The 21,428-nt window shown below is 61.2% G+C and carries 22 protein-coding genes; 5 read left to right on the forward strand and 17 right to left on the reverse strand.

Annotated features, from left to right (window positions below):
- Position 1: 1 nt before the first annotated feature.
- From OP494_RS04005 to OP494_RS04030, 6 genes are all read right to left on the reverse strand, one after another.
- Positions 2–1,105, reverse strand: coding sequence for an enoyl-CoA hydratase/isomerase family protein (locus OP494_RS04005; RefSeq protein WP_280539431.1), 1,104 nt, complete (start codon positions 1,103–1,105; stop codon positions 2–4).
- Positions 1,106–1,187: 82 nt separating this feature from the next.
- Positions 1,188–1,769, reverse strand: a complete 582-nt coding sequence (locus OP494_RS04010) for a hypoxanthine-guanine phosphoribosyltransferase (RefSeq protein ID WP_280539432.1) — start codon at positions 1,767–1,769, stop codon at positions 1,188–1,190.
- Positions 1,762–3,090, reverse strand: a complete 1,329-nt coding sequence (locus OP494_RS04015) for a mechanosensitive ion channel family protein (RefSeq protein ID WP_280539434.1) — start codon at positions 3,088–3,090, stop codon at positions 1,762–1,764. The genes OP494_RS04010 and OP494_RS04015 overlap by 8 nt, the downstream gene beginning before the upstream one ends.
- Positions 3,091–3,141: 51 nt before the next feature.
- Positions 3,142–4,164, reverse strand: a complete 1,023-nt coding sequence (gene nagZ / locus OP494_RS04020) for a beta-N-acetylhexosaminidase (RefSeq protein WP_280539435.1) — start codon at positions 4,162–4,164, stop codon at positions 3,142–3,144.
- Between the two features lie 83 nt (positions 4,165–4,247).
- Entirely contained in the window at positions 4,248–4,766 is a 519-nt protein-coding gene (locus OP494_RS04025) for a L,D-transpeptidase (RefSeq protein WP_280539613.1), read from the reverse strand.
- A complete protein-coding gene (locus tag OP494_RS04030) occupies positions 4,766–5,425 on the reverse strand; it encodes a TetR/AcrR family transcriptional regulator (protein ID WP_178997371.1) in 660 nt (219 codons plus the stop codon). The genes OP494_RS04025 and OP494_RS04030 overlap by 1 nt, the downstream gene beginning before the upstream one ends.
- A 194-nt stretch (positions 5,426–5,619) precedes the next feature.
- Here OP494_RS04030 and lexA point away from each other — a divergent pair, with 194 nt between their 5' ends.
- Both lexA and dinB read left to right on the forward strand, forming a co-directional pair.
- Positions 5,620–6,258, forward strand: coding sequence for a transcriptional repressor LexA (lexA, locus tag OP494_RS04035; protein WP_280539436.1), 639 nt, complete (start codon positions 5,620–5,622; stop codon positions 6,256–6,258).
- Positions 6,259–6,276: 18 nt separating this feature from the next.
- Complete coding sequence (gene dinB / locus OP494_RS04040) at positions 6,277–7,323, forward strand: DNA polymerase IV (protein ID WP_280539439.1); 1,047 nt, start codon at positions 6,277–6,279, stop codon at positions 7,321–7,323.
- A 6-nt stretch (positions 7,324–7,329) separates the two neighbouring features.
- Here the strand turns inward: dinB and purU are convergent, their stop codons facing one another.
- Complete coding sequence (gene purU, locus OP494_RS04045; RefSeq protein ID WP_280539440.1) at positions 7,330–8,184, reverse strand: formyltetrahydrofolate deformylase; 855 nt, start codon at positions 8,182–8,184, stop codon at positions 7,330–7,332.
- A gap of 172 nt (positions 8,185–8,356) precedes the next feature.
- On the opposite strand from purU, the gene OP494_RS04050 reads away from it, so the two are divergent.
- Positions 8,357–10,039 carry a ribonuclease J gene (locus OP494_RS04050; protein ID WP_280539441.1) on the forward strand — a complete coding sequence of 561 codons (1,683 nt, stop codon included), beginning with the start codon at positions 8,357–8,359 and terminating at the stop codon, positions 10,037–10,039.
- A 54-nt stretch (positions 10,040–10,093) separates the two neighbouring features.
- Here OP494_RS04050 and OP494_RS04055 read toward each other — a convergent pair whose 3' ends face one another.
- The 10 genes from OP494_RS04055 to OP494_RS04100 all read right to left on the reverse strand — a co-directional run bounded on the left by OP494_RS04055 (position 10,094) and on the right by OP494_RS04100 (position 17,743).
- Positions 10,094–10,390 carry a hypothetical protein gene (locus OP494_RS04055; RefSeq protein ID WP_280539442.1) on the reverse strand — a complete coding sequence of 99 codons (297 nt, stop codon included), beginning with the start codon at positions 10,388–10,390 and terminating at the stop codon, positions 10,094–10,096.
- A 176-nt stretch (positions 10,391–10,566) separates the two neighbouring features.
- Positions 10,567–11,556: a GTP 3',8-cyclase MoaA gene (moaA, locus tag OP494_RS04060; protein WP_247621271.1), complete on the reverse strand. Its 990-nt coding sequence runs from the start codon at positions 11,554–11,556 to the stop codon at positions 10,567–10,569.
- Complete coding sequence (moaE, locus tag OP494_RS04065) at positions 11,553–12,011, reverse strand: molybdopterin synthase catalytic subunit MoaE (RefSeq protein WP_280539444.1); 459 nt, start codon at positions 12,009–12,011, stop codon at positions 11,553–11,555. The genes moaA and moaE overlap by 4 nt, the downstream gene beginning before the upstream one ends.
- Positions 12,012–12,021: 10 nt before the next feature.
- The gene (moaC, locus tag OP494_RS04070) at positions 12,022–12,801 is read right to left on the reverse strand and encodes a cyclic pyranopterin monophosphate synthase MoaC (protein WP_280539445.1); all 780 of its coding nucleotides are present in this window, start codon (positions 12,799–12,801) and stop codon (positions 12,022–12,024) included.
- Entirely contained in the window at positions 12,798–14,069 is a 1,272-nt protein-coding gene (gene glp, locus OP494_RS04075; protein WP_280539446.1) for a gephyrin-like molybdotransferase Glp, read from the reverse strand. The genes moaC and glp overlap by 4 nt, the downstream gene beginning before the upstream one ends.
- Positions 14,066–14,632, reverse strand: coding sequence for a molybdopterin-guanine dinucleotide biosynthesis protein B (mobB, locus tag OP494_RS04080; RefSeq protein WP_280539447.1), 567 nt, complete (start codon positions 14,630–14,632; stop codon positions 14,066–14,068). Before mobB ends, glp begins: the two co-directional genes overlap by 4 nt.
- Before the next feature lie 145 nt (positions 14,633–14,777).
- The gene (gene mobA / locus OP494_RS04085) at positions 14,778–15,377 is read right to left on the reverse strand and encodes a molybdenum cofactor guanylyltransferase MobA (RefSeq protein WP_280539449.1); all 600 of its coding nucleotides are present in this window, start codon (positions 15,375–15,377) and stop codon (positions 14,778–14,780) included.
- 96 nt (positions 15,378–15,473) lie between these two features.
- Entirely contained in the window at positions 15,474–16,142 is a 669-nt protein-coding gene (locus OP494_RS04090; protein ID WP_280539450.1) for an ATP-binding cassette domain-containing protein, read from the reverse strand.
- A gap of 29 nt (positions 16,143–16,171) precedes the next feature.
- Positions 16,172–16,879, reverse strand: coding sequence for an ABC transporter permease (locus OP494_RS04095; protein ID WP_280539451.1), 708 nt, complete (start codon positions 16,877–16,879; stop codon positions 16,172–16,174).
- 15 nt (positions 16,880–16,894) lie between these two features.
- Positions 16,895–17,743, reverse strand: coding sequence for a substrate-binding domain-containing protein (locus tag OP494_RS04100; protein ID WP_280539452.1), 849 nt, complete (start codon positions 17,741–17,743; stop codon positions 16,895–16,897).
- A gap of 205 nt (positions 17,744–17,948) precedes the next feature.
- On the opposite strand from OP494_RS04100, the gene OP494_RS04105 reads away from it, so the two are divergent.
- Both OP494_RS04105 and OP494_RS04110 read left to right on the forward strand, forming a co-directional pair.
- Positions 17,949–19,310, forward strand: a complete 1,362-nt coding sequence (locus tag OP494_RS04105) for a sigma-54 dependent transcriptional regulator (RefSeq protein WP_280539453.1) — start codon at positions 17,949–17,951, stop codon at positions 19,308–19,310.
- Positions 19,307–21,403 (forward strand): cache domain-containing protein, encoded by a 2,097-nt coding sequence (locus tag OP494_RS04110; protein WP_280539454.1) that lies wholly within the window; start codon positions 19,307–19,309, stop codon positions 21,401–21,403. The genes OP494_RS04105 and OP494_RS04110 overlap by 4 nt, the downstream gene beginning before the upstream one ends.
- Positions 21,404–21,428: the final 25 nt, after the last annotated feature.

Below are 21,428 nucleotides of genomic sequence, written 5' to 3' on the forward strand. Positions count from 1 at the left end.
CTCATAGATCGGCAAGTGGATGCGTCTCGGCATCCCAAAGCGGCATGAAAAAGCCATCGATGTAGTTCGCTGGCACGTTGGCGACCTCCGTATACGCCCATTGCGGCGCCCGGTCCTTGTCGATCAACAGCGCACGGATGCCCTCGGCGAGCTCCGTATGCCGACAACATTGCACCGACAGCATCAACTCATCGCGAAACGTCTCCGCCAAGCTACCATGCCGGTGCCGACACAGCATGCGCCACACCAAGTGCACCGTGGCGGGGCAACCCGCCGCCAGACGCGCACGATTGGCGGCTAGCCAAGCGTCCTCACGAGGGTCATCGAGGATACGACGTACGACCTGCGTGATATCCGCCCCATCGCTCAAGGTCTGCAAATGATCCAGACGCGGCATGACCTCGGCCTCCGGTGCCAGCGTGCGGTTCTCGAAACCACGCAAGACCTCTCTGACCGCCTGCTGGGGATGGCGATAATCGGCATTTTCCAGGGCCTTCAGCACGTCTTGACGCGCCTCACTGGCGATGACGCGATCCGCCAGTCCCAGCTCAAGAGCATCGCGCGCATTGAGCTGGGCGCCGGTCACGCCCAAATAAAGCCCCACGCCGCGAGGCATACGCTGGAAAAACCAACTGGCCCCAACATCGGGGTATAGGCCGATGCTGATTTCCGGCATTGCTAGGCGGCTGGTATCGGTCACGATACGATGATCGGCGGCAACCAATAGCCCCAGACCGCCCCCCATGGCGACGCCATCGCCCCAGACGACAAGAGGCTTGGGATAGTGATGCAGGAAATGATCGAGACGATACTCGGCCCCGAAATAAGCCTGAGCGGCCTCTCCCTCGTCTCCGGGCGACTTCGTCATGGCGCGATACAAGGCGACCACATCGCCGCCCGCACAAAAGGCCTTGTCGCCCGCGCCTTGCAGCCATACCGCATGCACCGATATGTCATCCGCCCAGGCGTCGAGCTTGGCATGCAGCGAGGTGATCATCGTCAGTGACAAGGCGTTGAGACTGCCGGGCGCATTCAGCGTGACGACGCCGATATACCCACCATCACGCGTCGGCCGTTCCTCGAAGATCACCTCGGATTCCGTCATCACCACCCCTCACCTTCTGCTGCGAAAAGACGCTGCAAGCTAGCTGTTCATGCGTACGGCTTCATTGTGGCAGAACGCACGCTCACATACCGCGCGGCGCGAAGATTCCCGGCGCATTGCGCCAGTAGCCCTTGTAGTCCATACCGAAGCCGAATACATAGCGGTCGACGACCTCAAGGCTGCAATAATCCGCCTGGAGACCCGGCACTGCCTTGCGGTCGTGACGCTTGTCGACCAGTACCGCTGTCGAAATACTCGCCGCGCCCGCCTGACGACAATAATCCAGAATCGCCGCCAGCGTCGTGCCTTCGTCGAGAATGTCGTCGACGATCACCACATGGCGACCGGCCATGGGAATCTCGGGCGAGACGCGCCAGAACAGCTCGCCTCCGCGCATACCGCCGCGATAGCGTGTCGCATGTAGATAATCCACTTCCAGCGGGAAGCCGAGCCGCGTCAGCAGATGCCCCGTGGTGATCAGCCCGCCGTTCATCACGCAGTAAAAAACCGGCAATGTGTCGCCCAGATCGTGAGTGATCTCGTCGGCCATACGGTCGAGCGCGCGCTCGACTTCCTGCTGCGAAATGAGGCAATCGGCATGCGCCATGACATCGCGCATGGTCGCCAGTGATTCCTGGCACACGGAAGTAGGTTGGTTAGGCATCGGATTCCTGATCGTGATCCTGGGAAGCGTCATTCACTTCGCCTCGTCCGGCATTGCGCGAACGCTGGCGAGACGACGTATAGGGGGCCTCGCGGTCGGGCGCCGCCCGCGAATGGGTAGCGCCGGATGTCGCGTTCTGATCGTTGTCGGCGTTTTCGTTGTTTTCGACGTTCTCGACGTTCTCGGCGGCGTCCTGCGCGTTATCGCCGCTCATCTCGTCGGTGATCGCTACCGGACCGGCAATATGCAATTCGGAAGCCGGTAACGCCAGGCGCGCGTCATGCTCGCGCACGATATCGTAGACACGCAGCAAAATGTCCTGCTTCATCGTCTGAAATTCGGCCCAGTCAGTGGTCTTGGCAAACGCGTATACGATCAACTCTAGCGCATGTTCGCCATAGCTCTGAAAGTACACCAGGATTTGCTCATTGGTATCCACGTCATCATGCGCATCGAGCATCGAGCGAATCGCCTTGACGACCCCCGTGACGCGCTCGATATCGGTATAACGTAGTCGGATGGTCTCGTACAAACGGCGATTGAACATCCGCGAGGGATTCTCGAGCACCAAGCTGCTGAAGGCGGAATTAGGAATGTAGAGCGGACGCGAGTCGAAAGTGCGGATGCGCGTCAGACGCCAGCCGATATCTTCCACGACCCCTTCTATCTCGCGCTCGGGGGATTTAACCCAGTCGCCGACACGAAACGGCTTGTCCAGATGAATCACCAGCCCACCGAAGAAATTGGCCAGCATGTCCCGCGCAGCGAAGCCGATCATCAGACCGCCAGCGCCACCGAAGGCGGCCACCCCCGAGGGTGAGACACCCAAACTTGAAAGAATCAGCAAGCCGATGACAACCACGACGACCGCGCCCAATATCTTGGCCACGGCCGATGCCGTATCGGCGTCCATGGGCTTGGCACGATGCCCGCCTGGCGGAAACACCAGGCGTTTTTCGAGCAGTTTCACGGCCCTGAGGCCTGCCCAGGCCAGCAAGCACAGCGAAATGACGGCACGCGCCTGGGACAGGTGCCCCGCCACCCAATCGATTTCCCAGTGATAACGAATGACGGTCAGGCAAAGCAATGCCCCCATCACCCAGAGCCAGATGCGAAGCGGCCGCCGCAGCGCCTGAATCAGGATATCGTCCCAGCGGTTGTTGGTTTTCTCCAATAACGGTCCAAGACGCCAGAAGACGACCCAGCTCAGCAAATCGACGATCAGCGTGAGGGCGATGACCAAACCAATCGCCGCCACCCACAGCGGCATGCCCAGGGTGGTTTGAATCCAATCCATCACGGGAGAGAAAAAGTCGAACACGAGGTTCCTTCCTTCTAGTACAGGTAACTACACCGATACCCAATGGCGGGGTCAGTGCGTGGGCGTTTCCGAGAGTGCCTCGAGACGCGCATGCGCTCGACGCCAACGCGCCAGCGCGGGCAGCGTTTCAAGCTCAGGGCGGGCCCGACCGTAACGCAACTTGCCCAGACGCTTGGAAGAATGCCCCGCCGCCGCGTCGATGATCTCGAGCGCCGCCGGGCGATCGTTACACACCAGTACCATGTCACATCCCGCTGCCCAGGCGGCCTCGGCACGCGCCGAGGGGGACCCGGCCACGTGCGCGCCGGCCATGCTTAGGTCATCGGAAAACACCACGCCCTTGAACGCCAGTTCCTCGCGCAACATGCCAAGCCAGGAAGGGGAAAACCCCGCCGGGCGCGAGTCGAACGCGGTATACACCACATGCGCCGGCATCACGGCATCCAACTTGCCGGAGAGCGTCTTGAAAGGCACCAGATCATGCTCGCGCAACGCCGATAATGAGCGCGTGTCCTCAGGCAATGCGTGATGCGAGTCGAGGCTGACACCGCCATGCCCTGGGAAGTGCTTGCCCACCGCGATCATGCCGGCCTCATGCAACCCATCGATAAAAGCCTCACCAAGCACCGTGACGACCTCGGGATCGGCGGAAAAGCTGCGATCGCCGATGGCCGGCGAGCGCTGGTCATCGACGTCGAGCACCGGGGCAAAGGTAATATCGAAACCGCAGGCCGCCATTTCCATGCCCAACAGCCAGCCGGCTTCGTGAACCAAGGTGCGAGTCGCGTCGGGGGTCTCGGCATACCCGGCAGCCAGCGTCGCCATGGACGGCAGCCGCGTCACGCCGTCCTGCAGGCGTTGGACACGCCCGCCTTCCTGGTCGATCGCCAGCAGCACGTCAGGGCGCACGTCGCGAATCGCGCGGGTCAAGGCGCGCACTTGCTCGGCATCCTGCGTATTGCGCTTGAACAGGATCACCCCACCGATCTCGGAGCGAGCCAGAAGATGACGTTCGTCGTCGCTGAGTTGAGTACCTTCGATGTCCAGCATGACCGGGCCGAGAGGTTGGGTCATCGTCGCGCTCCTGGCAAATGGAGGAAGGATTCTAGGCGGTGAGCCGCACTACGTCGAGCGCAGCCCCTGTGTAAACAAGCCTCTCAGTCGTGCAGCCAAACCGGGGTGCCGGCCGGCGCGGCCTCGAACACGGCCAGCAACGTCTCGTCGCGTAGCCGAATACAGCCATGCGAGGCCGGCGTTCCCATCGGCTGGTCGGCGGGTGTGCCATGCAGGTATATATAGCGGCGCTGACTATCCACATCGCCACCGCGGTTGACACCTCGTTCCAGACCACACAACCACAGGATACGCGTCAATATCCAATCCCGCTCGGGATGGACACGTGCCAGTTCGGGCGAAAACACCTCGCCGGAGGGGCGCCGCCCGCGAAAGACGCTACCGGCCGGCAACCCATTGCCGATGGCCGCGCGCACATAATGCCATCCTACAGGCGTCTGCCCGCTACCCTCGTGCTGTCCGATACCGTTCTCCCCCGAGGAAATCGAGAACGTCTCGCGGCACACATCGCCTTCGCGGATCGTCAGCGATTGCGCGCCAAGATCGATTTCCAGCCAGACACCGTGTTCGGGAGGCAGATCGGCGAGTTGCGGCGTTCGCATCATCCCGCCACCTTGAGCGCATCATCGGGTAATGGCGCCTGCATGCCGGCCACGACCACCGGGCGCAGACGCCGAATCAAGTCGCGCACGCTGACATGCTCGTGATAATCCTTGTCGGCGATATCGCGCAAGGCATCGAGACCCGACAACGTGAAGATCACTGTGCCCAGCATGAAGTGTAACCGCCAGAAGCGCTCCGCCTCGGGCAGTTCCGGCGTGGCACGACGCACCAGATCGCTGAAGCGTGAGAACACATTGCCATAGTGCTCCTGAATGTAACGGCGCAAGTGGCCCTGGGCTTGGGTATAGGCCAGCCCCAGCAAACGCATGAACACCTTGAGGCTATTGCGCTCGGCGGGGACTTCCAACACCGTACGCGCCAGCGTCTCCAACAGCACCTCGAGGGGAATGGCTTCGCCCCGATATTGCACCTCGAGTTCATCCAGAGCCTGGTGAAAACGCTCGGAGAAGGGATCGAGATAGCGCGCGAAGACCGCCTGAATGAGCGCCTTCTTGGATCCGAAATGATAATTGACCGCCGCCAGATTGACCTTGGCTTTGCTGGTGATGGTACGTAGCGAGGTCTCGGCGAACCCCCGCTCGGCAAACAGGACCTCGGCGGTATCGAGAATGCGCGTCACTGTATCTGTCTGAGCCATGGGGGCGCCCCGCGTGGAATAAACGAATGTTTAAAACAATTCGATTCTAAGCCTTGACGTCGATAACGACAAATTCCCACGTTTGAAACACCATGCCCCTGGGCGAATGACTGCGCGAATGGTTGCACCGCGCCAAAGACTGGATACAATCACATACTGTATGCTTGAACACGTCAGCGCCTGCCGGAGGCCCCATGTCCCGCTCGTTAACTTCGCGCCAGCAACATGTCTTCGATTTTATCGTCAAGACCATGAATGAGCTTGGCTACCCGCCGACGCGCGCAGAAATTGCCCGGGCCTTGGGCTTTCGCTCGCCAAACGCCGCCGAGGAGCATCTTCGCGCGCTCGACCGCAAGGGGGTCATTCGCATGATCCCCGGCACTTCGCGCGGCATCCGCCTCACTGGAGAAGACGACACCGCCTTGGCCAACGGCGATGGCTTACCGGTCGTCGGTGAGGTCGCCGCCGGCAGCCCAATTCTTGCCGCAGCGCACATTGACCGGCACTGCCCTCTCGCACCGGACTACTTCACACCCCGCGCCGACTACCTGCTGCGTGTCCGCGGGCTCTCGATGAAGAATGCCGGCATTCTCGATGGCGACCTGCTCGCCGTACATCGCACCCAGCAGATTCGCGACGGCCAGATCGTCGTCGCCCGCCTGGAAGACGATGTCACCGTCAAGCGCTTCAAGCGTCAAGGCCATCATGTCTGGCTGCTCGCCGAAAACGAGGATTTTTCACCCATCGAGGTCGACCTACGCCACCAGGATCTCGAGATCGAAGGCCTCGGCGTCGGCGTGATTCGTGGCGGTGGCGGTAACGGCCTGCACTAAGCCGACACGCCGTTCATCATGCGCAAGATCCTTCACGCCGATTGCGACTGCTTTTATGCCGCCGTGGAAATGCGCGACGATCCAGCGTTACGCGACATCCCCCTGGCGATCGGCGGTAGCCCTGAGACGCGCGGCGTTGTCGCCACCTGCAATTATCCCGCGCGCGCCTTCGGCATCCATTCAGCGATGCCCATGGCGCGTGCCATGCGCCTGTGCCCGCATCTAACGCGACTCTCCCCGGACTTCGAAAAATACCGTGCCGTCTCGGCTCGCATCCAGGCACTGTTCCATGAGCTGACGTCACTGGTGGAGCCACTGTCCCTCGACGAGGCGTATCTGGATGTCAGCGAGGTCACACGCTTTCAGGGGAGCGCGACCTGGATGGCCAAATGGCTCAAACAGGAGGCGCTGGCACGCACGGGGATCATCATCTCGGTGGGCGCGGCACCCAGCAAGTTTCTCGCCAAGCTGGCAAGCGACTGGGATAAGCCGGATGGGCTATGCGTGATCGCGCCGGATGAAGTCGAGTCTTTTCTCCTCGCCTTACCCGTCAAGCAGTTGCACGGCGTCGGCCCAGCGACGGCGGCCAAGCTCGAGGCATTGCAGATCGTTACCTGCCGCGACCTCCGCGAATGGCCACTCGAATCTCTGGTCGAGCGCTTCGGCAAGTTCGGACGTCGGCTATTCGAGCTGGCGCGTGGCATCGACGAACGCCCGGTCCAGATCGAGCGTGAACGCAAATCCGTCAGCGTGGAGACGACTTATCACCGCGACCTGCCCGACTTGGCCAGCTGCCATGACGCACTCACGCCGCTCATTGAGCGCTTGATGGCGCGTCTGACACGGCACGGCACGCCGGCCATTCAAAAGCTGTTCGTCAAGGTTCGCTTCAATGATTTCAGCAGCACGACCCTTGAAACCACGGGCCGCGAGGCGCTCGCGGCACGCTTTCAGGCCTTGCTGGACGGTGCCTGGGCCCGCGGTGAGCGCCCCGTGCGCCTGCTGGGGGTTGGCGTGCGACTGACGCCCGAAGCGCAACAACGGCAGATGACACTCTTCGACTGATTCCCTTCAGGCAAAGACGACCGTCTTGTTGCCATGGATCAAGACCCGGTCCTGCAAATGCCAACGTAATCCCCGCGCCAGCACGGCTTTTTCGACGTCACGCCCCAGACGCACCAGGTCCTCGGCGGTATGGCAGTGCGTCACGCGCTGTATGTCCTGCTCGATGATGGGCCCCGCGTCGAGCTCTTCGGTGACATAGTGACACGTCGCGCCGATCAGCTTGACGCCCCGCGCGTAGGCCTGGTGATAAGGCTTGGCGCCCGCGAAGGAGGGCAGAAAACTGTGGTGGATATTGATGATCCGTCCGGCATATCGCTGGCACAGGTTAGGCGGCAGAATCTGCATATAGCGCGCCAGCACCACCGTGTCCGCCCGGGCCTCTTCGACCAGCGCCTCGACCCGAGCGAATGCCGCCGCCTTGTCGTCCGCATCGACCGGCACATGGTGAAAAGGAATGCCATGCCATTCGACCAGCGCACGCAACGATTCATGATTGGAGATCACGCAGGGGATCTCGCAATCGAGCTCACCCGCAGTCCAGCGGTACAGCAGATCGACCAAGCAATGCGACGCACGCGAAGCCATCAGGACAACGCGCTTGGGTTTTGCGGTATCGCTCAGCGCCCAATCCATCGAGAACTCACTGGCAATGGCGGTAAAGTCGTCGCGCATCGCATCGATACTCAGCGGCAACGACTCAGCCTTGATTTCGTAGCGCATGAAAAAGCGTCCGGTGGCCAAGTCCGAGTGCTGATTGGCCTCGGTGATCCAGCCGCCGTGGCCAGCGATGTAACTGGATACGCGAGAAACGATGCCCACGCGATCGGGGCACGAGACGATAAGACGATACGAATGGGACATGCGCGCTACCATCAATCCTGAAATGAGGCGGTGATCGGCGCGCTCTATGAAAGAAGCGCCTCTCACCAAAGGGCGGCTATTGTAGCGAATTCGATCATGACGAGAAGCCTCGATTGTGGCCGCGCCGGGGCATCCCGTATAGTAATGGGCATCTTCACGTTAAGGGATAACGATGTCCCAACCACGCATCCAGATACGCGCCCGCCGCAAACCTCCTCTTCAGATACTGCCCCTCGGCGGCTGCGGTGAAATCGGCATGAATTTCACCCTTTACGGGCACCTTGATCACTGGATCGTGGTCGACTGCGGCATGATGATTCGCCAGGACCTCCCACAGGCGCCCTTGCAAGTCCCCAATGTCGATCTCTTGCCTTCTCAGGGTATCGTGCCTCAGGCAATCTTCGTCACGCATGGGCATGAAGATCACATCGGCGCGATTGCCTGGCTGTGGCCACGTTGGCAATGTCCCATCCATGCGACACCACTGGCCGCCGGCTTGCTGCGCCTGCGCTTCGCCGAGCAGCAACTACCCACCGAGGCGATTCACGTCATCACGCCCGATGAAGCCATGCAAAGCGGCCCTTTCGATGTACGCTTTTTGCCGCTGCCGCACTCGATTCCCGAAAGCTGTGCCCTGCTATTGGCGACACCCGATCACCGCATCCTGCACACCGGCGACTGGAAGCTCGATCCTGAGCCCTTGATCGGTGATCCCGTATGCCCGCAGCGATTCCAGGCACTGGCACCTATCGATCTCGTCGTCGGCGATTCCACCAATGCCCCCGTCTCCGGACACTCACGCAGCGAAGGCGACGTCGCGCGCGCGCTTGAAACAACGATCGGCGCTTGCCCCGGCCGCGTGATCGTCAGCTGCTTTGCCAGCAACCTGGCGCGCATCCTGGCACTGGGCCGTGCCGCCAAGGCATGCGGACGACGCGTCAGCCTCATGGGACGTTCGATGGAGCGCATGGTGAATGTCGCCCGAGGCCTTGGCTATCTCGAGGACTTCCCCTCCCTGGTGCCCGTTCGCGACCTTGGCTATTTGCCGCCCGAAGAGGTGCTGGTCATTGCCACCGGCAGCCAGGGAGAACCACGCTCCGCACTGTCTCGCCTGGCCCAGGGACAGCACGCCGATTTCGAACTCCAGCCTGGCGACAGCGTCATTTTCTCGGCCAAGGCGATCCCGGGTAACGAATTGCTAATCGAGCGGTTACAGGCCGGACTCAAGCGCGCCCACGTCACCCTTTACGATGAACGCAATCATCCCGAGCTGCATGCCTCGGGGCATCCCGCACAGGACGAATTGCAGCGCTTTTATGGCTGGCTCGCTCCCCGGCGCTTGCTGCCCGTGCATGGCGAATTCCAGCACCAACAAGCGCATCGCACTCTGGCGGAATCGCTGGGTATCGAGGTGCCCTGGATTCCACGAAACGGCGATATGCTGCGCTTCGATAACGAGGGCCTGAACTGCATAGCACGCCACTCGCTGACGCCGCATATCGTCACCCAGAATCGCATTCATCCTCTAGAAGGGCTGCGCGCGCCCGCCATGTCGAGCATGCATCGCCGTAGCGGCATCTTGAGCTTGACGCTTCCGGTCGTTCGACAGGCGTCAGGATGGGCACGCGTGGGGCGCTTATTGTGGGATACGAGCCACGACCTGGCATTGGACGATACCGCTCTCGCCGATTGGCTCGACGATCAATTAACCATCCACGAGGCGGACACCATCGCCACATTACGCCAACAACTACACGCTCCCTTGATGCATTGGCTCAATCAGCACCTTCGACATCTTCCCGACGTCCATCTGCATATCATGGCTGCAGAAGAGACCTCGCCGATCGACTTTTGACCCCATATGAAAAAACGGACCCGAAGGTCCGTTTTGATCGTTTAAGCATGTCGCTTACTGCTTGCGTTGCTTATCTTTCTTCGGCGGACGCCCCCGACGCTTGCGCGGCTGTTCGGACATCAAGTCGTCCAGAGAAAGGCCGGCATCGCTCATCGCTTCACGAATTTCCGCCAACTTACGTTCTTTATCGGCTTCTTCAGCTTGGCGCTTATGATCTTCCTGCTGCTTCTGTTCGATCACTTCACCGATGACTTCCGACAGCTTGTGGAGCTGCTCCATGCTGAGCTGTCGCGCGGCAGCGCGAGCCACGTTTTTATTTCGCGCAATGCGCTCCAGAGTATCAGTGGACATTCGCCTCCTCCATTTAAAATAACCAACCTGCAGCATAACGCCTTGGCGTTTCTGAAAAGTATATGACTCGAACTTGGTTTAGCAAGAAAATAATGTCCTCAACCCAAGCCGAACCTTATATCTTTATGGTCAGGAGACGCATCACGCTACCGTGAATAAAGAGCACACACAAAACATTATCCGCCCGTCATATTCATGAAGCGCACGATATCCACATCACCATCCGTGCGGAAATGATGGCGCTCGGGTTTCAGTGGCATGGCCTCGATGATGCGCTGCTTGAGACGCTCCATATCACCTGGATAACGTCGTAAAACCTCGCGCAGATCGACCGAATGCTCGTTGCCGAGACACAGTAACAAGCGCCCTTCGACCGTAACCCTCACCCGGTTGCAGGTATCGCAGAAATTATGGCTGTGCGGCGAAATAAAACCGATGCGTGAATCGCTATCCGGCATCCGGAAATAACGCGATGGCCCCAAGGTATTCTCGGTAGTCGGCAACAGCGCATAACGCGATGCGATGGCCGCGTGAACGTCATCGCTGGAATAAAAGGTTTCTTCACGCGAATGATCGGATACGTCACCCAGCGGCATTTCCTCGATGAAGCTGATATCCACGCCTTCTCGGCGCGCGAAGTCGACCAAATCGAGAACTTCATCGTCGTTACGCCCTTTAAGCACGACGGCATTGAGCTTGATACGCTCGAACCCGGCATCCCGCGCGGCACGAATACCGGCAATGACATGCTCGAGATTGCCGGTGCGCGTCAAGCTGCGGAAGCGCTCGGGGTCGAGTGAATCAATGCTGATATTGAGACGCTGCATACCGCCTTCCCGCAGTGCCTTGGCATGCTTGACCAACCCCGCACCATTGGTGGTCATGGCGAAGTCCTTGAGGCCCGGCAGCGCGCCGACACGCGACACCAGATCGTCGATGCCACGTCGCACCAGTGGCTCACCGCCGGTCAAGCGAATCTTTTCCACGCCCAGTTCGACGAACGCACGCGCCACCTGCTCTATCTCCTCGAGCGTCAATATCTGTGCACGCGGCAGAAACGTCATGTCCTCGCTCATGCAGTAGACGCAGCGAAAGTCACAGCGATCCGTCACCGAGATACGCACATAGCGAATCTGGCGCTGAAAGTTGTCGATCAGCTCGGTCATGCTTCCTCCCAACGGTCCGCGTCTCGCGCATCACTTTCACGCGCCGAGACCCAATACGTCCCGCTTGCAGTGTGTTCTTTCTTCCAGAATGGCGCACGTGTCTTGAGGTAGTCCATAAGAAAATCGCACGCATCGAATGCCGCGCGGCGATGGGCACTCGCGACCATGACCATGACGATGGGGTCACTTGGCGACAAGCGGCCGACACGATGCACGATGCGTATCCCATCGAGCGGCCAGCGCTTCGTCGCTTGCTCGGCAATGTCTCGCAGCGCCGCTTCGGTCATGCCGGGATAATGCTCCAGCGACAGGGCCTGCACGTCCGGGCGCTCATTGAAATCGCGCACCAGGCCAGTGAAGGTCACCACGGCACCGATATCGTGGCGCCCCGCCAGCAATTGACGTTGCTCCTCGCCCACATCGAAGACCGGAGACTGCACACGTACATCGATCATGATTGCCTCCTCACCCACCGGTGACCGGCGGAAAAAACGCCACTTCATCCCCAGCGGAGAGCGGCGTTTCTTCATGCGCCATGGCATGGTTGACGGCACATAGAATGCGCGCGGCGGACAAGGCCGCGAAGCGAGGGTCCTGTGCCTCAAGCGCGGCCTTGAGACTCGCGACATCGTGGCTTTTCAGCGATGCGAGCGGCACTTCCACCTCTTCAACATCCAGCCGCTCGCGCAATTCGGCGAGAAACTTGACGCGTATGGCGGCGCTATCGAGGGAGGGGGGTTCGGCCACTTCACGCGTCGCGGCTACGTCCTCTGAGTCGCGATGCCAATCACCAGACTTGCCGCCCGTCTTGTGTTCCAGACGCACGCCTTCGACCGTCATGTCCTTGTCGACCGCCTTGCACATATCGTAAAGGGTCAGGCACGCAACCGAGACCGCGGTCAGCGCCTCCATTTCCACACCGGTGCGGCCCGCCAGACGGCAGCGTGACTCCACGTGCACGCAGGAAGCCGCTTCGTCGAGACGAAAATCGACACTCACCTTGGACAGCAACAACGCATGACACAAGGGAATCAATTCATGCGTGCGCTTGGCGGCCTGAATGCCGGCGAGGCGCGCCGTGGCCAATACATCGCCCTTGGGCAGGCCGCCCTCGGCCAGCAATGCCAACGTTTCCGGGCGCATGACAATGCGTCCGCTGGCCACGGCCTCACGCTGCGTTTCTTCTTTATTGCCGACATCCACCATGTGGGCTTCGCCACGCGCATTGAGATGGGTCAAACTCATGTCAGGTCACCGAACGGTTGTATCGTCACCGGCGTACCCGCCTCGACGGCGGCACGTCCGTCACCGATTTCGATAAGGCAATTGGCCGCCACCATCGAGCTAAGAATGCCCGAGCCCTGGCGGCCCGTGGTACGCACCCATAACTGGCCAGCATCATCCCCGGTATAGATGCCGCGATGGAAATCGACACGCCCTTCGCGGCTTTTCAATGGCTCGGCGGCCAGCGCTGTGAGGCGTAGCGGTTGCCAGTCGTGCTCTCCCTGCATACGCCGTAACATGGGTTGAACGAACTGCAAGAACGTCACCATGACCGCCACGGGATTGCCGGGCAGTCCAAAGAAAGGCACCGTCACGCCCTCCGCTTGATGGATACGCCCGAACGCCAAGGGTCTTCCGGGACGCATGGCGATCCGCCATAACCCCAGCTCACCGATAGCAGTAAGCGCGGGCTTGACCCAATCGGCCTGGCCGACCGACACGCCCCCGCTGGTCACCACCATATCCGCCTCGCGGGCCGCCGCCGCAAGGGACACCCGCATGCTGTCCAGATCGTCATGCAGGATGCCCAGATCGATGACTTCGCAACCTAAACGGCTCAGCAGGCCCTGCAACGAAAAGCGGTTGGTATCGTAGATGCCGGCGGGCGGCAGCGACTCGCCCGGCGCCGTGACTTCATCGCCGGTGGAAAACACGGCCACGCGTAGCGGGCGAAACACCTCGATCTCCGCATGCCCCAGCGAGGCCAGCAACCCCAAGTGCTGCGGCCGCAACCGCGTCCCTGCACCCAGCGCACGCTGGCCGCACGCAATGTCTTCGCCGGCCTGGCGTACGTTCTGCCCACGCCGCACCCGCTCGGGTTGTTCGACACGTATGCGATTGGGGATGCCAATGTCGGCGAGCTGCTCGCTCATGACGACGGTATCCGCACCGGCCGGCAGCGGCGCTCCAGTGGTGATTCTCACCGCCTCGCCTAGCGCCAACGATGTCGTCAACCGTGTACCCGCCAGGACATCACCGACCAGATCCACGAGCATGTCGCCTGCCGGCGCATCGTCGGGCCACGCAAGCGCGATGCCATCCATCGCGGCATTGGTATTCTGCGGCACGTTGACCGGCGATACCGCATCCACCGCCAATATCCGATTGCCGGCCGCCGCCAGGCTGACCCGATGCGTGGCGACCGGCGGCGGCGTCATCGCCGCCAGGGCCTCGAGCGTCTCGTCGACACTGAGCATGCGCTCGCCCAAGTCAAAACAAGATAAAGTCATGACGTCTCCCGGGGGCCACGGCGCATCTCGGGCCAACGTTGCGGCCAGGCCTGTAGCCAGTCGATCAAGGTGTCATGAGCGTCCATCGACAAACGTTCGACGCCGGCCGGCAGCGCGATATCGTCGGGCGTCGCCACGGCTCGCACCCAGGGGTCATCGGCCGCCATCAGCGGCTTTTCCAAGGCCTGGCGATGCAACTCCAGCTTGGGCAGGGGCCAGGCTTTGAAGCCTTCGACCAGGATCAAATCCGGCGCCAAGGGCAAGACATGGGGAATCAATGCCGCGAGATCGGCTTCTTCGCGTTCGGGCGTTTCCATCATCAAGGCAAAACGCTTGCCCGACGCCACCAGCATCGGCGTCGCGCCTGCCTGGCGCAGACGGTAGCTATCCTTGCCGGGGCGGTCGATATCGAAGGCATGGTGGGCATGCTTGATCACGGCCACTTGCATTCCCGCATCGGCTAGCCTGGGCAAAAGTGCCTCGAGCAGCGTCGTCTTGCCGGTCCCGCTCCAGGCGGCGATACCCAGCAGTGGCGTGTCTAGCGCGTCAAGCGATAACGTCATCGCGTTTCATCGTCCTCATGCCATGTCGTTGTGGGAGAAGCTTCAATGGGTAACAGGAGGCAACAAGCATGCCGAGCGACTGCCATTGACGCGATAGCGAGTCGCTTTGGCTCTCCGAAACTCGCATGAGAAGGCAGCCACCGGGTCAAAACGATCCATCAGAGCGCCAGCGCCGCTCCATAACGTCACGATCATCGGGGGAGTTGAGGTTGGCGAATGCCTCGGGCTGATCGGAAAAATCGACATGACACCAAGGGTGTCGCGCATACCAACGATCTATCTTGCGCTCGCCATCGCGCAGGGCCGTGCCGAGATCATCGCGCAACGCGGTATCGACCAAAGCCACTACCGGGTGCGCCCGCTGACCATCGTGGGCAACCGCGATACGCTGCTCGCCGAGCCCATTCTGAAGACGCGTCACCAGGTCAGCTGGCAGCGCTGGTGAATCGCAAGGCACGAATAGTGCCCAGGGCGTCTCCACGGCACATAACGCGCTCCACATGCCCATGAGCGGCCCATGATAGCCTGTCTCGCGGTCGCTGATGAGCGGATATCCCAGCTCACGATAACGCTCGTGGCTGCGATTGGCATTGATCACGATACGCCCAACCTGAGGCGCCAAACGATTCACCACGTGCGTGATCAAGGGCTCACCCGCAAACGACTCCCAACCTTTATCGCGGCCGCCCATGCGACGCCCTTCTCCACCCGCCAAAATCACGGCGGTCACTTCATCTTCGTGCATGCCTATCGCCCCCGCACTGGCTATCACTTCCACCATCATACTCGGCTTCTATGTACACGCCGAGTCACCTGCCGAGTGTGTACGGCAATGACCGCGTCACACCGCCACCGCCTGCTTGAAGGCACTTACCTTTAGGCAGCGTTGTTCGAGACACCAGTACTCGTCGCAGCGCTCGGTCAACACGCTAGGTTGATGGGCACTGAGCACGATGGCACAGCCCGTCTCATGCAGCGACGAAATCAATGTACTGACATCGGCAATCGCCTGACGATCGAGGCTGGCGGTGGGCTCGTCGAGCAGCAACACGCGTGGCGACAATAACCAGGCACGCGCCAACGCCAGGCGCATGCGCTCACCGCCGGACAGCGACCGGGCCCGCTGCGTCGCATGTGCTGCAAGGCCGCAGCGTTCCAGCATCGCCGCCACGCGGTCACGCGCCATGTTTCCACGCCAGCCATGCCAGCGAGCGACATAGCGCAGATTGCCGGCGACACTGGTATCGAAGAGATAGGGCTGTTGATGCAGATAGAGTACGCGCCCTGGGCAAGGCGGCGAGGCGGCAGGCATCGCTCCCGTCAAGGTCCAGCGTATGCTGCCTTGACGGGGCGCCTCCAATCCCGCCAGCAGACGCAGTAATGTCGTCTTGCCGCTGCCATTATCACCGCGCAAGTGCACCAACGAGCGGCCCTGCCATTGCAAGTGAGATATCTCCCATAGCGCAGGCTGGCGGTCGAAGCCATGGGCAAGCTGGCTCACCTCGAGCATGTGCATCCCTCTCGATGGACGATACGCGTTCAGACGCTCACGGTTTGATGACCGCGTCCGCGCATGACGCCCAGTAATACATTGAGCACCAGCGCCAGCAGCAACAGAACGAGCCCCAGGGCCAGGCCCTGAGCGAATTCACCCTTGAGCGTTTCCAGGGCGATCGCCGTGGTGATAGTGCGCGTGAAATGCTCGATATTGCCCCCGATCATCACCGCGCTGCCGACCTCGGCAATGATGCGCCCGAACGCGGCCAACACGGCGGCAATGACCCCGAAGCGCGCTTCGCGGATCAACACCCACAGAGATTGCCACCAGCCGGCGCCTAATTGCCGTGCCGTCTCCCAGGCACGCTGATCGATGCTTTGCAGCGTGCTGTGCAACATCGCGGTCAACACCGGCATCGCCAGCAGAATCTGGCCGAGGATCATGGCGCGCTGAGTGAACAGCAAACGCAACTCCCCCAGCGGGCCACTGCGCGACAGCAGCATGAACAGCACTAACCCCACCACCACGGTGGGCACGGCCATGAACGTATTGACCAGCGATATCGCGAACCAGCGCCCCGGAAAGGCAACGCGCGCCAGCAGCAAGGCAATCAACAACGAAGGCGGCAAGGCCACGAGTATCGCCGTCAGCGAGACACGAAACGAAACGCCGATGATTTCCCACAAGGCTGGGTCGAGGGAGACCAGCAAGTGTAGCGCCTCCCTCGACGTGTTCATGAGCTCGTGCATCGACGCCTCCGAGCGTCAGTCACTTTCATGGACGGCGCTAGTGGGATCGACGTTCTCACCGGCGCTGGCATGGAACAAGACCTTGTCATTGAGTCGGAAAGCGTCGATCAGGTCTTGCCCTTCATCGGAAATCAGCCACTCGGCCAAGGCCCGTGCACCTTGGGTATTGAGGCCGTCATAACGCTCGGGGTTGACCAGGATGACCTGGTACGGATTGAACAACGCAGCATCGCCTTCGACCATGATCTCAAGATCGAGCTTATCCTTCATTGCCAACCATGTACCGCGATCCGTCAGCGTATAGCCTTGTAGTTCGCTGGCCATATTCAGCACTTCCCCCATGCCTTGACCCGCAGCACGAAAGCCCTCGAAATCAGGCGTCACACCCGCCTCATCCCAGAGATGCTTTTCTTTCTTGTCGGTGCCGGAGTCATCGCCGCGTGAAATGAAGGTCGCGCCTTGACCGGCCAGAGCGGCAAACGCGCTAGTGGCATCATCGCCGCCATCGATCCCGGCAGGGTCGTCGGACGGCCCTACGATCACGAAATCGTTGTACATCACGCCATGCGGTTCGACGCCGTAACCGGCATCGACGAAGGCCTTCTCCGCAGCGGGCGCATGTGTCAACACCAGGTCGACATCGCCGTCACGCCCCAGGCGCAGCGCCTTGCCGGTGCCCACGGGGATGACCTGGATCTGGTAGGGATGATCTTCTTCGAACTTGGGCAACAGGTAATCGAGCAACCCAGAATTGTAGGTGCTGGTAGTGGTCGCCAAACGAACGGTATCGGCCGCCTGGACTCCGGATACCAGCAACAACGATAGCGCCAGGGTGGCGAACAGCGAGAGACGGCGTGTCATCATGGGAACCCCTCATTATTGTCGAGTCATGAACGTGCCCAACTCTCCTTGCAATTGGTATGCCTGACGTGACCACGCTGCCAAAAACGGTGACAATTGCCGGATTGCATCGCGCCTTTTACCATGAAAATAATCCAGGTGCGCAACGAATGTAACAAATTGACCCAATGACGGGACACTATGTCCCGCCGCGCAGGGAACGTCGCTCATGACCGCATCCACCGAACTGCCGACCGCCTCCGTGTTGATCGTCGATGACGAGCCCGGCATGCGCAGCTATCTTGCCAAGGCCTTGGCATCACGCTTCGCGCTGGTCGAGGTCGCCGACTCGCTCAGCGCCGCGGAAGCCTTGCGTCAGCGGCTGCACTTCGATCTGCTGTTGGTCGACATCCGTCTCCCTGACCGTTCGGGCATCGAATGGCACGAGGCGCTCGGCCCCGAACGGCGCAGCGATATCATCTTCATGACTGCCTACGCTGATCTCGATATGGCGGTCCAGGCACTACGCGCCGGGGCCAGCGACTTCATCATCAAGCCGTTTCGCCTCGAGCAGTTGCAAAGCGCCGTCGACCGCTGCCTAGCCCAGCGTCGCCTGGCGCGCGAGAATTTCGTGCTCAAGCGCGAGACCCAGCGCCTGCACCGCCCCGATGAGAGCATGATCGGGGATAGCCATGCCATGGTTCAGGTCAGAGCGATCACCGAGCGCGTCGCACCGACACCCTCGGCCGTCTTGATCCATGGCGAATCGGGTACCGGCAAGGAGCTCGTGGCCCGCGACCTGCACCGCCTCTCGGGGCGATTCGGTGCTTTCGTGCCCCTCAACTGTGGCGCCATCGCCGGTGACCTGCTGGAATCGGAGCTCTTCGGCCACGTAAAGGGCGCCTTCACCGGCGCGGTCAAGACCCGCGAAGGGCTGTTCACCTATGCCGATGGCGGCACGTTGTTCCTCGATGAAATCGCCGAGATGCCGTTGGCAATGCAGGCCAAACTGCTGCGCGTGCTCGAAAGCAAGCGCATTCGCCCGGTGGGCAGCGAGCAAGAGCAGCCCGTGGACGTGCGCATCCTCGCCGCCACTCACCGCAACCTGCAGCACGAAGTCAGTGAGGGACGTTTCCGCGAGGATCTCTATTTTCGCCTCAACGTTCTTACCTTGACGCTCCCCGCATTGCGCGAACACCCTGAAGACATCCCTGCCCTGGCCCACCATTTTTCTCGACAGCTGTCTCGCGACCTGGGGCTTGCCGCCCTGCCATGGCAGCATGCCGACTTGGAGCGTCTGACGCATTACCCTTGGCCCGGCAACATCCGCGAACTCAAGAATTTCATCGAGCGTTGTATACTGCTCGGCCAACTCCCGAGCGACATGCTCGACGAGGCGACTACCGCCCCCAGCGCCATTGCCGCGAATGGCTACCCCAGCGACTGGTCTCTGGAAGCTGTCGAGCGTGCGCATATATTGGGTGTGCTAGAAGCCCACGGTCATAATAAATCCAGTGCCGCGCGCGCGCTGGGCGTATCGCGCAAGACCCTCGACCGCAAGCTCAATGCCTGGCAAGACCTGGACCTATGAAAGGTCTACGCCGCTGGTTGCGCGCCTCGATTCGACGCCGACTGTTGTGGCTCGCCTTCGCTCCACTGGCCTTGCTAGTACTCGCCTTGGCGGGACTCACTGCGTATTGGACCTCGACGTACAACGACCGCCAACTGTACATGAAAGTGCGCGCAGACCTGGCCGTTGCCTCTCGCGTGCTGGACGGCGTGGGCCAGCAACAGCAAGCGCGCCTCGAGGAATTGGCGCGCAGCCACGCGCTCGCCTCGGCACTGCAAGGCGAAGGATCTCAGTCACTCGAGGCACTGCTCGACGAAACGCAAAACGCGATGCAACTGGACTGGTTGCGCGTAGTGCCGCTCTCAGCACTGGAGGATAGCCCCGAACTGCAACGCCGCTTGCAAACATCAGACAATGCGCAAGGCATGTCAGGACTGGACGTTCTCACAGCACCGCGTCTTGAAAAACTGGCCTCTGGGCTTGCACGACGAGCACGCCTTGCGCTACGCGACACACCGCAAGCAGCCCCCAGCGAGCGCCGCCGCGAGACGCGCGGCATGGTCTTGCGCACGCTGTATCCCATCCATGACGACCAAGGAAACCTGCGTCTTCTCCTCGATGGTGGTCGCTTGCTCAACGGCGATGCCGAACCCGTGGATGAGATTCGTGATCTGGTCTACGGGCCGGGCACGCTTCCCGAAGGCAGCACCGGCAGCGTTACCTTGTTTCTCGATGACGTGCGCATCGCCACCAATGTGCGCCTGACCAATGGCGAGCGCGCCCTCGGCACGCGCGTCTCCGAGCCCGTCAGCCGCCAGGTCCTGGGACGCGGTGAACGCTTCATCGATAACGCCTTCGTGGTCAGTGGTTGGTACGTCGCCGCCTATGCCCCACTCGCGTCACTGACCGGCCAACGTATCGGCATGATCTATGCCGGTTTCCCTCTGGCGCCATATGAAGCCCTCTACCGGGACACACTGCTGCAGATCGGCGCCGTTTTACTCGTCATCATCCTGATCTCGGGCTTGATGGTCATTCGCGGCGTCGACGCCCTCGCCAGTCCGGTGCGCCGAATGCACCACGTGATACACGGCATCCGCGAGGGCCGGCACCTACGTATCGGCCACCTGGATAGCCAGGACGAATTGGCCGAACTGGCGCATGAATTCGATGCCATGCTCGACCGTTTGGACGCCCATCAGACCGCCTTGCAACGTGCTGCTCAAACCCTCGAGCGACGCGTCGAAACACGCACCCAGTCACTGACCGAGAAAACACGTGCACTCGAGGAGCACGTCGCCTTGCTCAAGCAGGCTCGTGCCAGTCTGATGACTCAGGAAAAGCTTGCCGCCCTGGGCGAGATGACCGCCGGTATCGCGCATGAAATCAACAATCCCGCCGCCGTGATCCTTGGCCACGTGGAGTTACTGGCCGATAGCCTTGGCGCCGATGTAGCCCCCGTGCGCGACGAAGTCGACACCATCATCGCCCAGGTCGAGCGTATTCGTGCGCTGATCGACAACCTGCTGCAATATTCGCGTGCCGGTGGCCATGAGCCCGCTTTCGTCCCCGAAGACATCAACGCCATTGCCGCCGGCACCGAGCTCTTGATCCGCCACGCTCTCGACAAACACGGCCATCGCCTGATCAGTTCGCTGCACGCCACCCGGCGCGCCGAGTGCCATCGCGGTCAATTGCAACAGGTGCTGATCAACGTGCTGCTCAACGCCACCCAAGCCAGTACCTCGCCGATGAGCATTCATCTAGCGACACGCGACACCGTGCGCGAGGTCGCCGGGTACGGATGCCTCGACGGTGTGGAAATTCGCGTCGCCGACCGAGGGCCAGGCATCCCTGCCGAGCTACGCGGCCGAATTTTCGATCCGTTCTTCACTACGCGCGAAGCAGGATCCGGGCTCGGGCTAGCGATCAGCGCAGGCATCGTGAGGCGCAGCGGCGGCGAGATGTGGGTCGTTTCAGCGCGTGGTCGCGGCACTATCTTCCATGTCTGGCTCCCCTGCCGGGCGCTCCCCAGCGGCGCCGAGGAAGCCACCACACGCAAACTGATCGCATCGCTCAGCGACATGAGCTCACCTTCCTCACGCGGCGGTTAAGATCGCCGCGCCGAGGCGCTATCAT

Origin of the sequence: Chromohalobacter sp. 11-W (genome assembly GCF_029889905.1) — a bacterium.
GTDB lineage: Bacteria > Pseudomonadota > Gammaproteobacteria > Pseudomonadales > Halomonadaceae > Chromohalobacter.

Excerpts from the sequence above, each read along its gene's own strand:
- moaA (WP_247621271.1), bottom strand. The coding sequence starts at position 11,556 with ATGACCGAGCTGATCGACAACTTTCAGCGCCAGATTCGCTATGTGCGT.
- OP494_RS04025 (WP_280539613.1), bottom strand. The coding sequence starts at position 4,766 with ATGCGAACGCCGCAACTCGCCGATCTGCCTCCCGAACACGGTGTCTGG.
- lexA (WP_280539436.1), top strand. The coding sequence starts at position 5,620 with ATGTCCCGCTCGTTAACTTCGCGCCAGCAACATGTCTTCGATTTTATC.
- glp (WP_280539446.1), bottom strand. The coding sequence starts at position 14,069 with ATGACTTTATCTTGTTTTGACTTGGGCGAGCGCATGCTCAGTGTCGAC.
- OP494_RS04055 (WP_280539442.1), bottom strand. The coding sequence starts at position 10,390 with ATGTCCACTGATACTCTGGAGCGCATTGCGCGAAATAAAAACGTGGCT.
- OP494_RS04100 (WP_280539452.1), bottom strand. The coding sequence starts at position 17,743 with ATGATGACACGCCGTCTCTCGCTGTTCGCCACCCTGGCGCTATCGTTG.
- OP494_RS04005 (WP_280539431.1), bottom strand. The coding sequence starts at position 1,105 with ATGACGGAATCCGAGGTGATCTTCGAGGAACGGCCGACGCGTGATGGT.
- mobB (WP_280539447.1), bottom strand. The coding sequence starts at position 14,632 with ATGACGTTATCGCTTGACGCGCTAGACACGCCACTGCTGGGTATCGCC.
- OP494_RS04010 (WP_280539432.1), bottom strand. The coding sequence starts at position 1,769 with ATGCCTAACCAACCTACTTCCGTGTGCCAGGAATCACTGGCGACCATG.
- OP494_RS04095 (WP_280539451.1), bottom strand. The coding sequence starts at position 16,879 with ATGCACGAGCTCATGAACACGTCGAGGGAGGCGCTACACTTGCTGGTC.
- OP494_RS04090 (WP_280539450.1), bottom strand. The coding sequence starts at position 16,142 with ATGCTCGAGGTGAGCCAGCTTGCCCATGGCTTCGACCGCCAGCCTGCG.
- OP494_RS04110 (WP_280539454.1), top strand. The coding sequence starts at position 19,307 with ATGAAAGGTCTACGCCGCTGGTTGCGCGCCTCGATTCGACGCCGACTG.
- mobA (WP_280539449.1), bottom strand. The coding sequence starts at position 15,377 with ATGCACGAAGATGAAGTGACCGCCGTGATTTTGGCGGGTGGAGAAGGG.
- OP494_RS04050 (WP_280539441.1), top strand. The coding sequence starts at position 8,357 with ATGTCCCAACCACGCATCCAGATACGCGCCCGCCGCAAACCTCCTCTT.
- moaC (WP_280539445.1), bottom strand. The coding sequence starts at position 12,801 with ATGAGTTTGACCCATCTCAATGCGCGTGGCGAAGCCCACATGGTGGAT.
- OP494_RS04105 (WP_280539453.1), top strand. The coding sequence starts at position 17,949 with ATGACCGCATCCACCGAACTGCCGACCGCCTCCGTGTTGATCGTCGAT.
- OP494_RS04030 (WP_178997371.1), bottom strand. The coding sequence starts at position 5,425 with ATGGCTCAGACAGATACAGTGACGCGCATTCTCGATACCGCCGAGGTC.
- moaE (WP_280539444.1), bottom strand. The coding sequence starts at position 12,011 with ATGATCGATGTACGTGTGCAGTCTCCGGTCTTCGATGTGGGCGAGGAG.
- nagZ (WP_280539435.1), bottom strand. The coding sequence starts at position 4,164 with ATGACCCAACCTCTCGGCCCGGTCATGCTGGACATCGAAGGTACTCAA.
- purU (WP_280539440.1), bottom strand. The coding sequence starts at position 8,184 with ATGTCCCATTCGTATCGTCTTATCGTCTCGTGCCCCGATCGCGTGGGC.
- dinB (WP_280539439.1), top strand. The coding sequence starts at position 6,277 with ATGCGCAAGATCCTTCACGCCGATTGCGACTGCTTTTATGCCGCCGTG.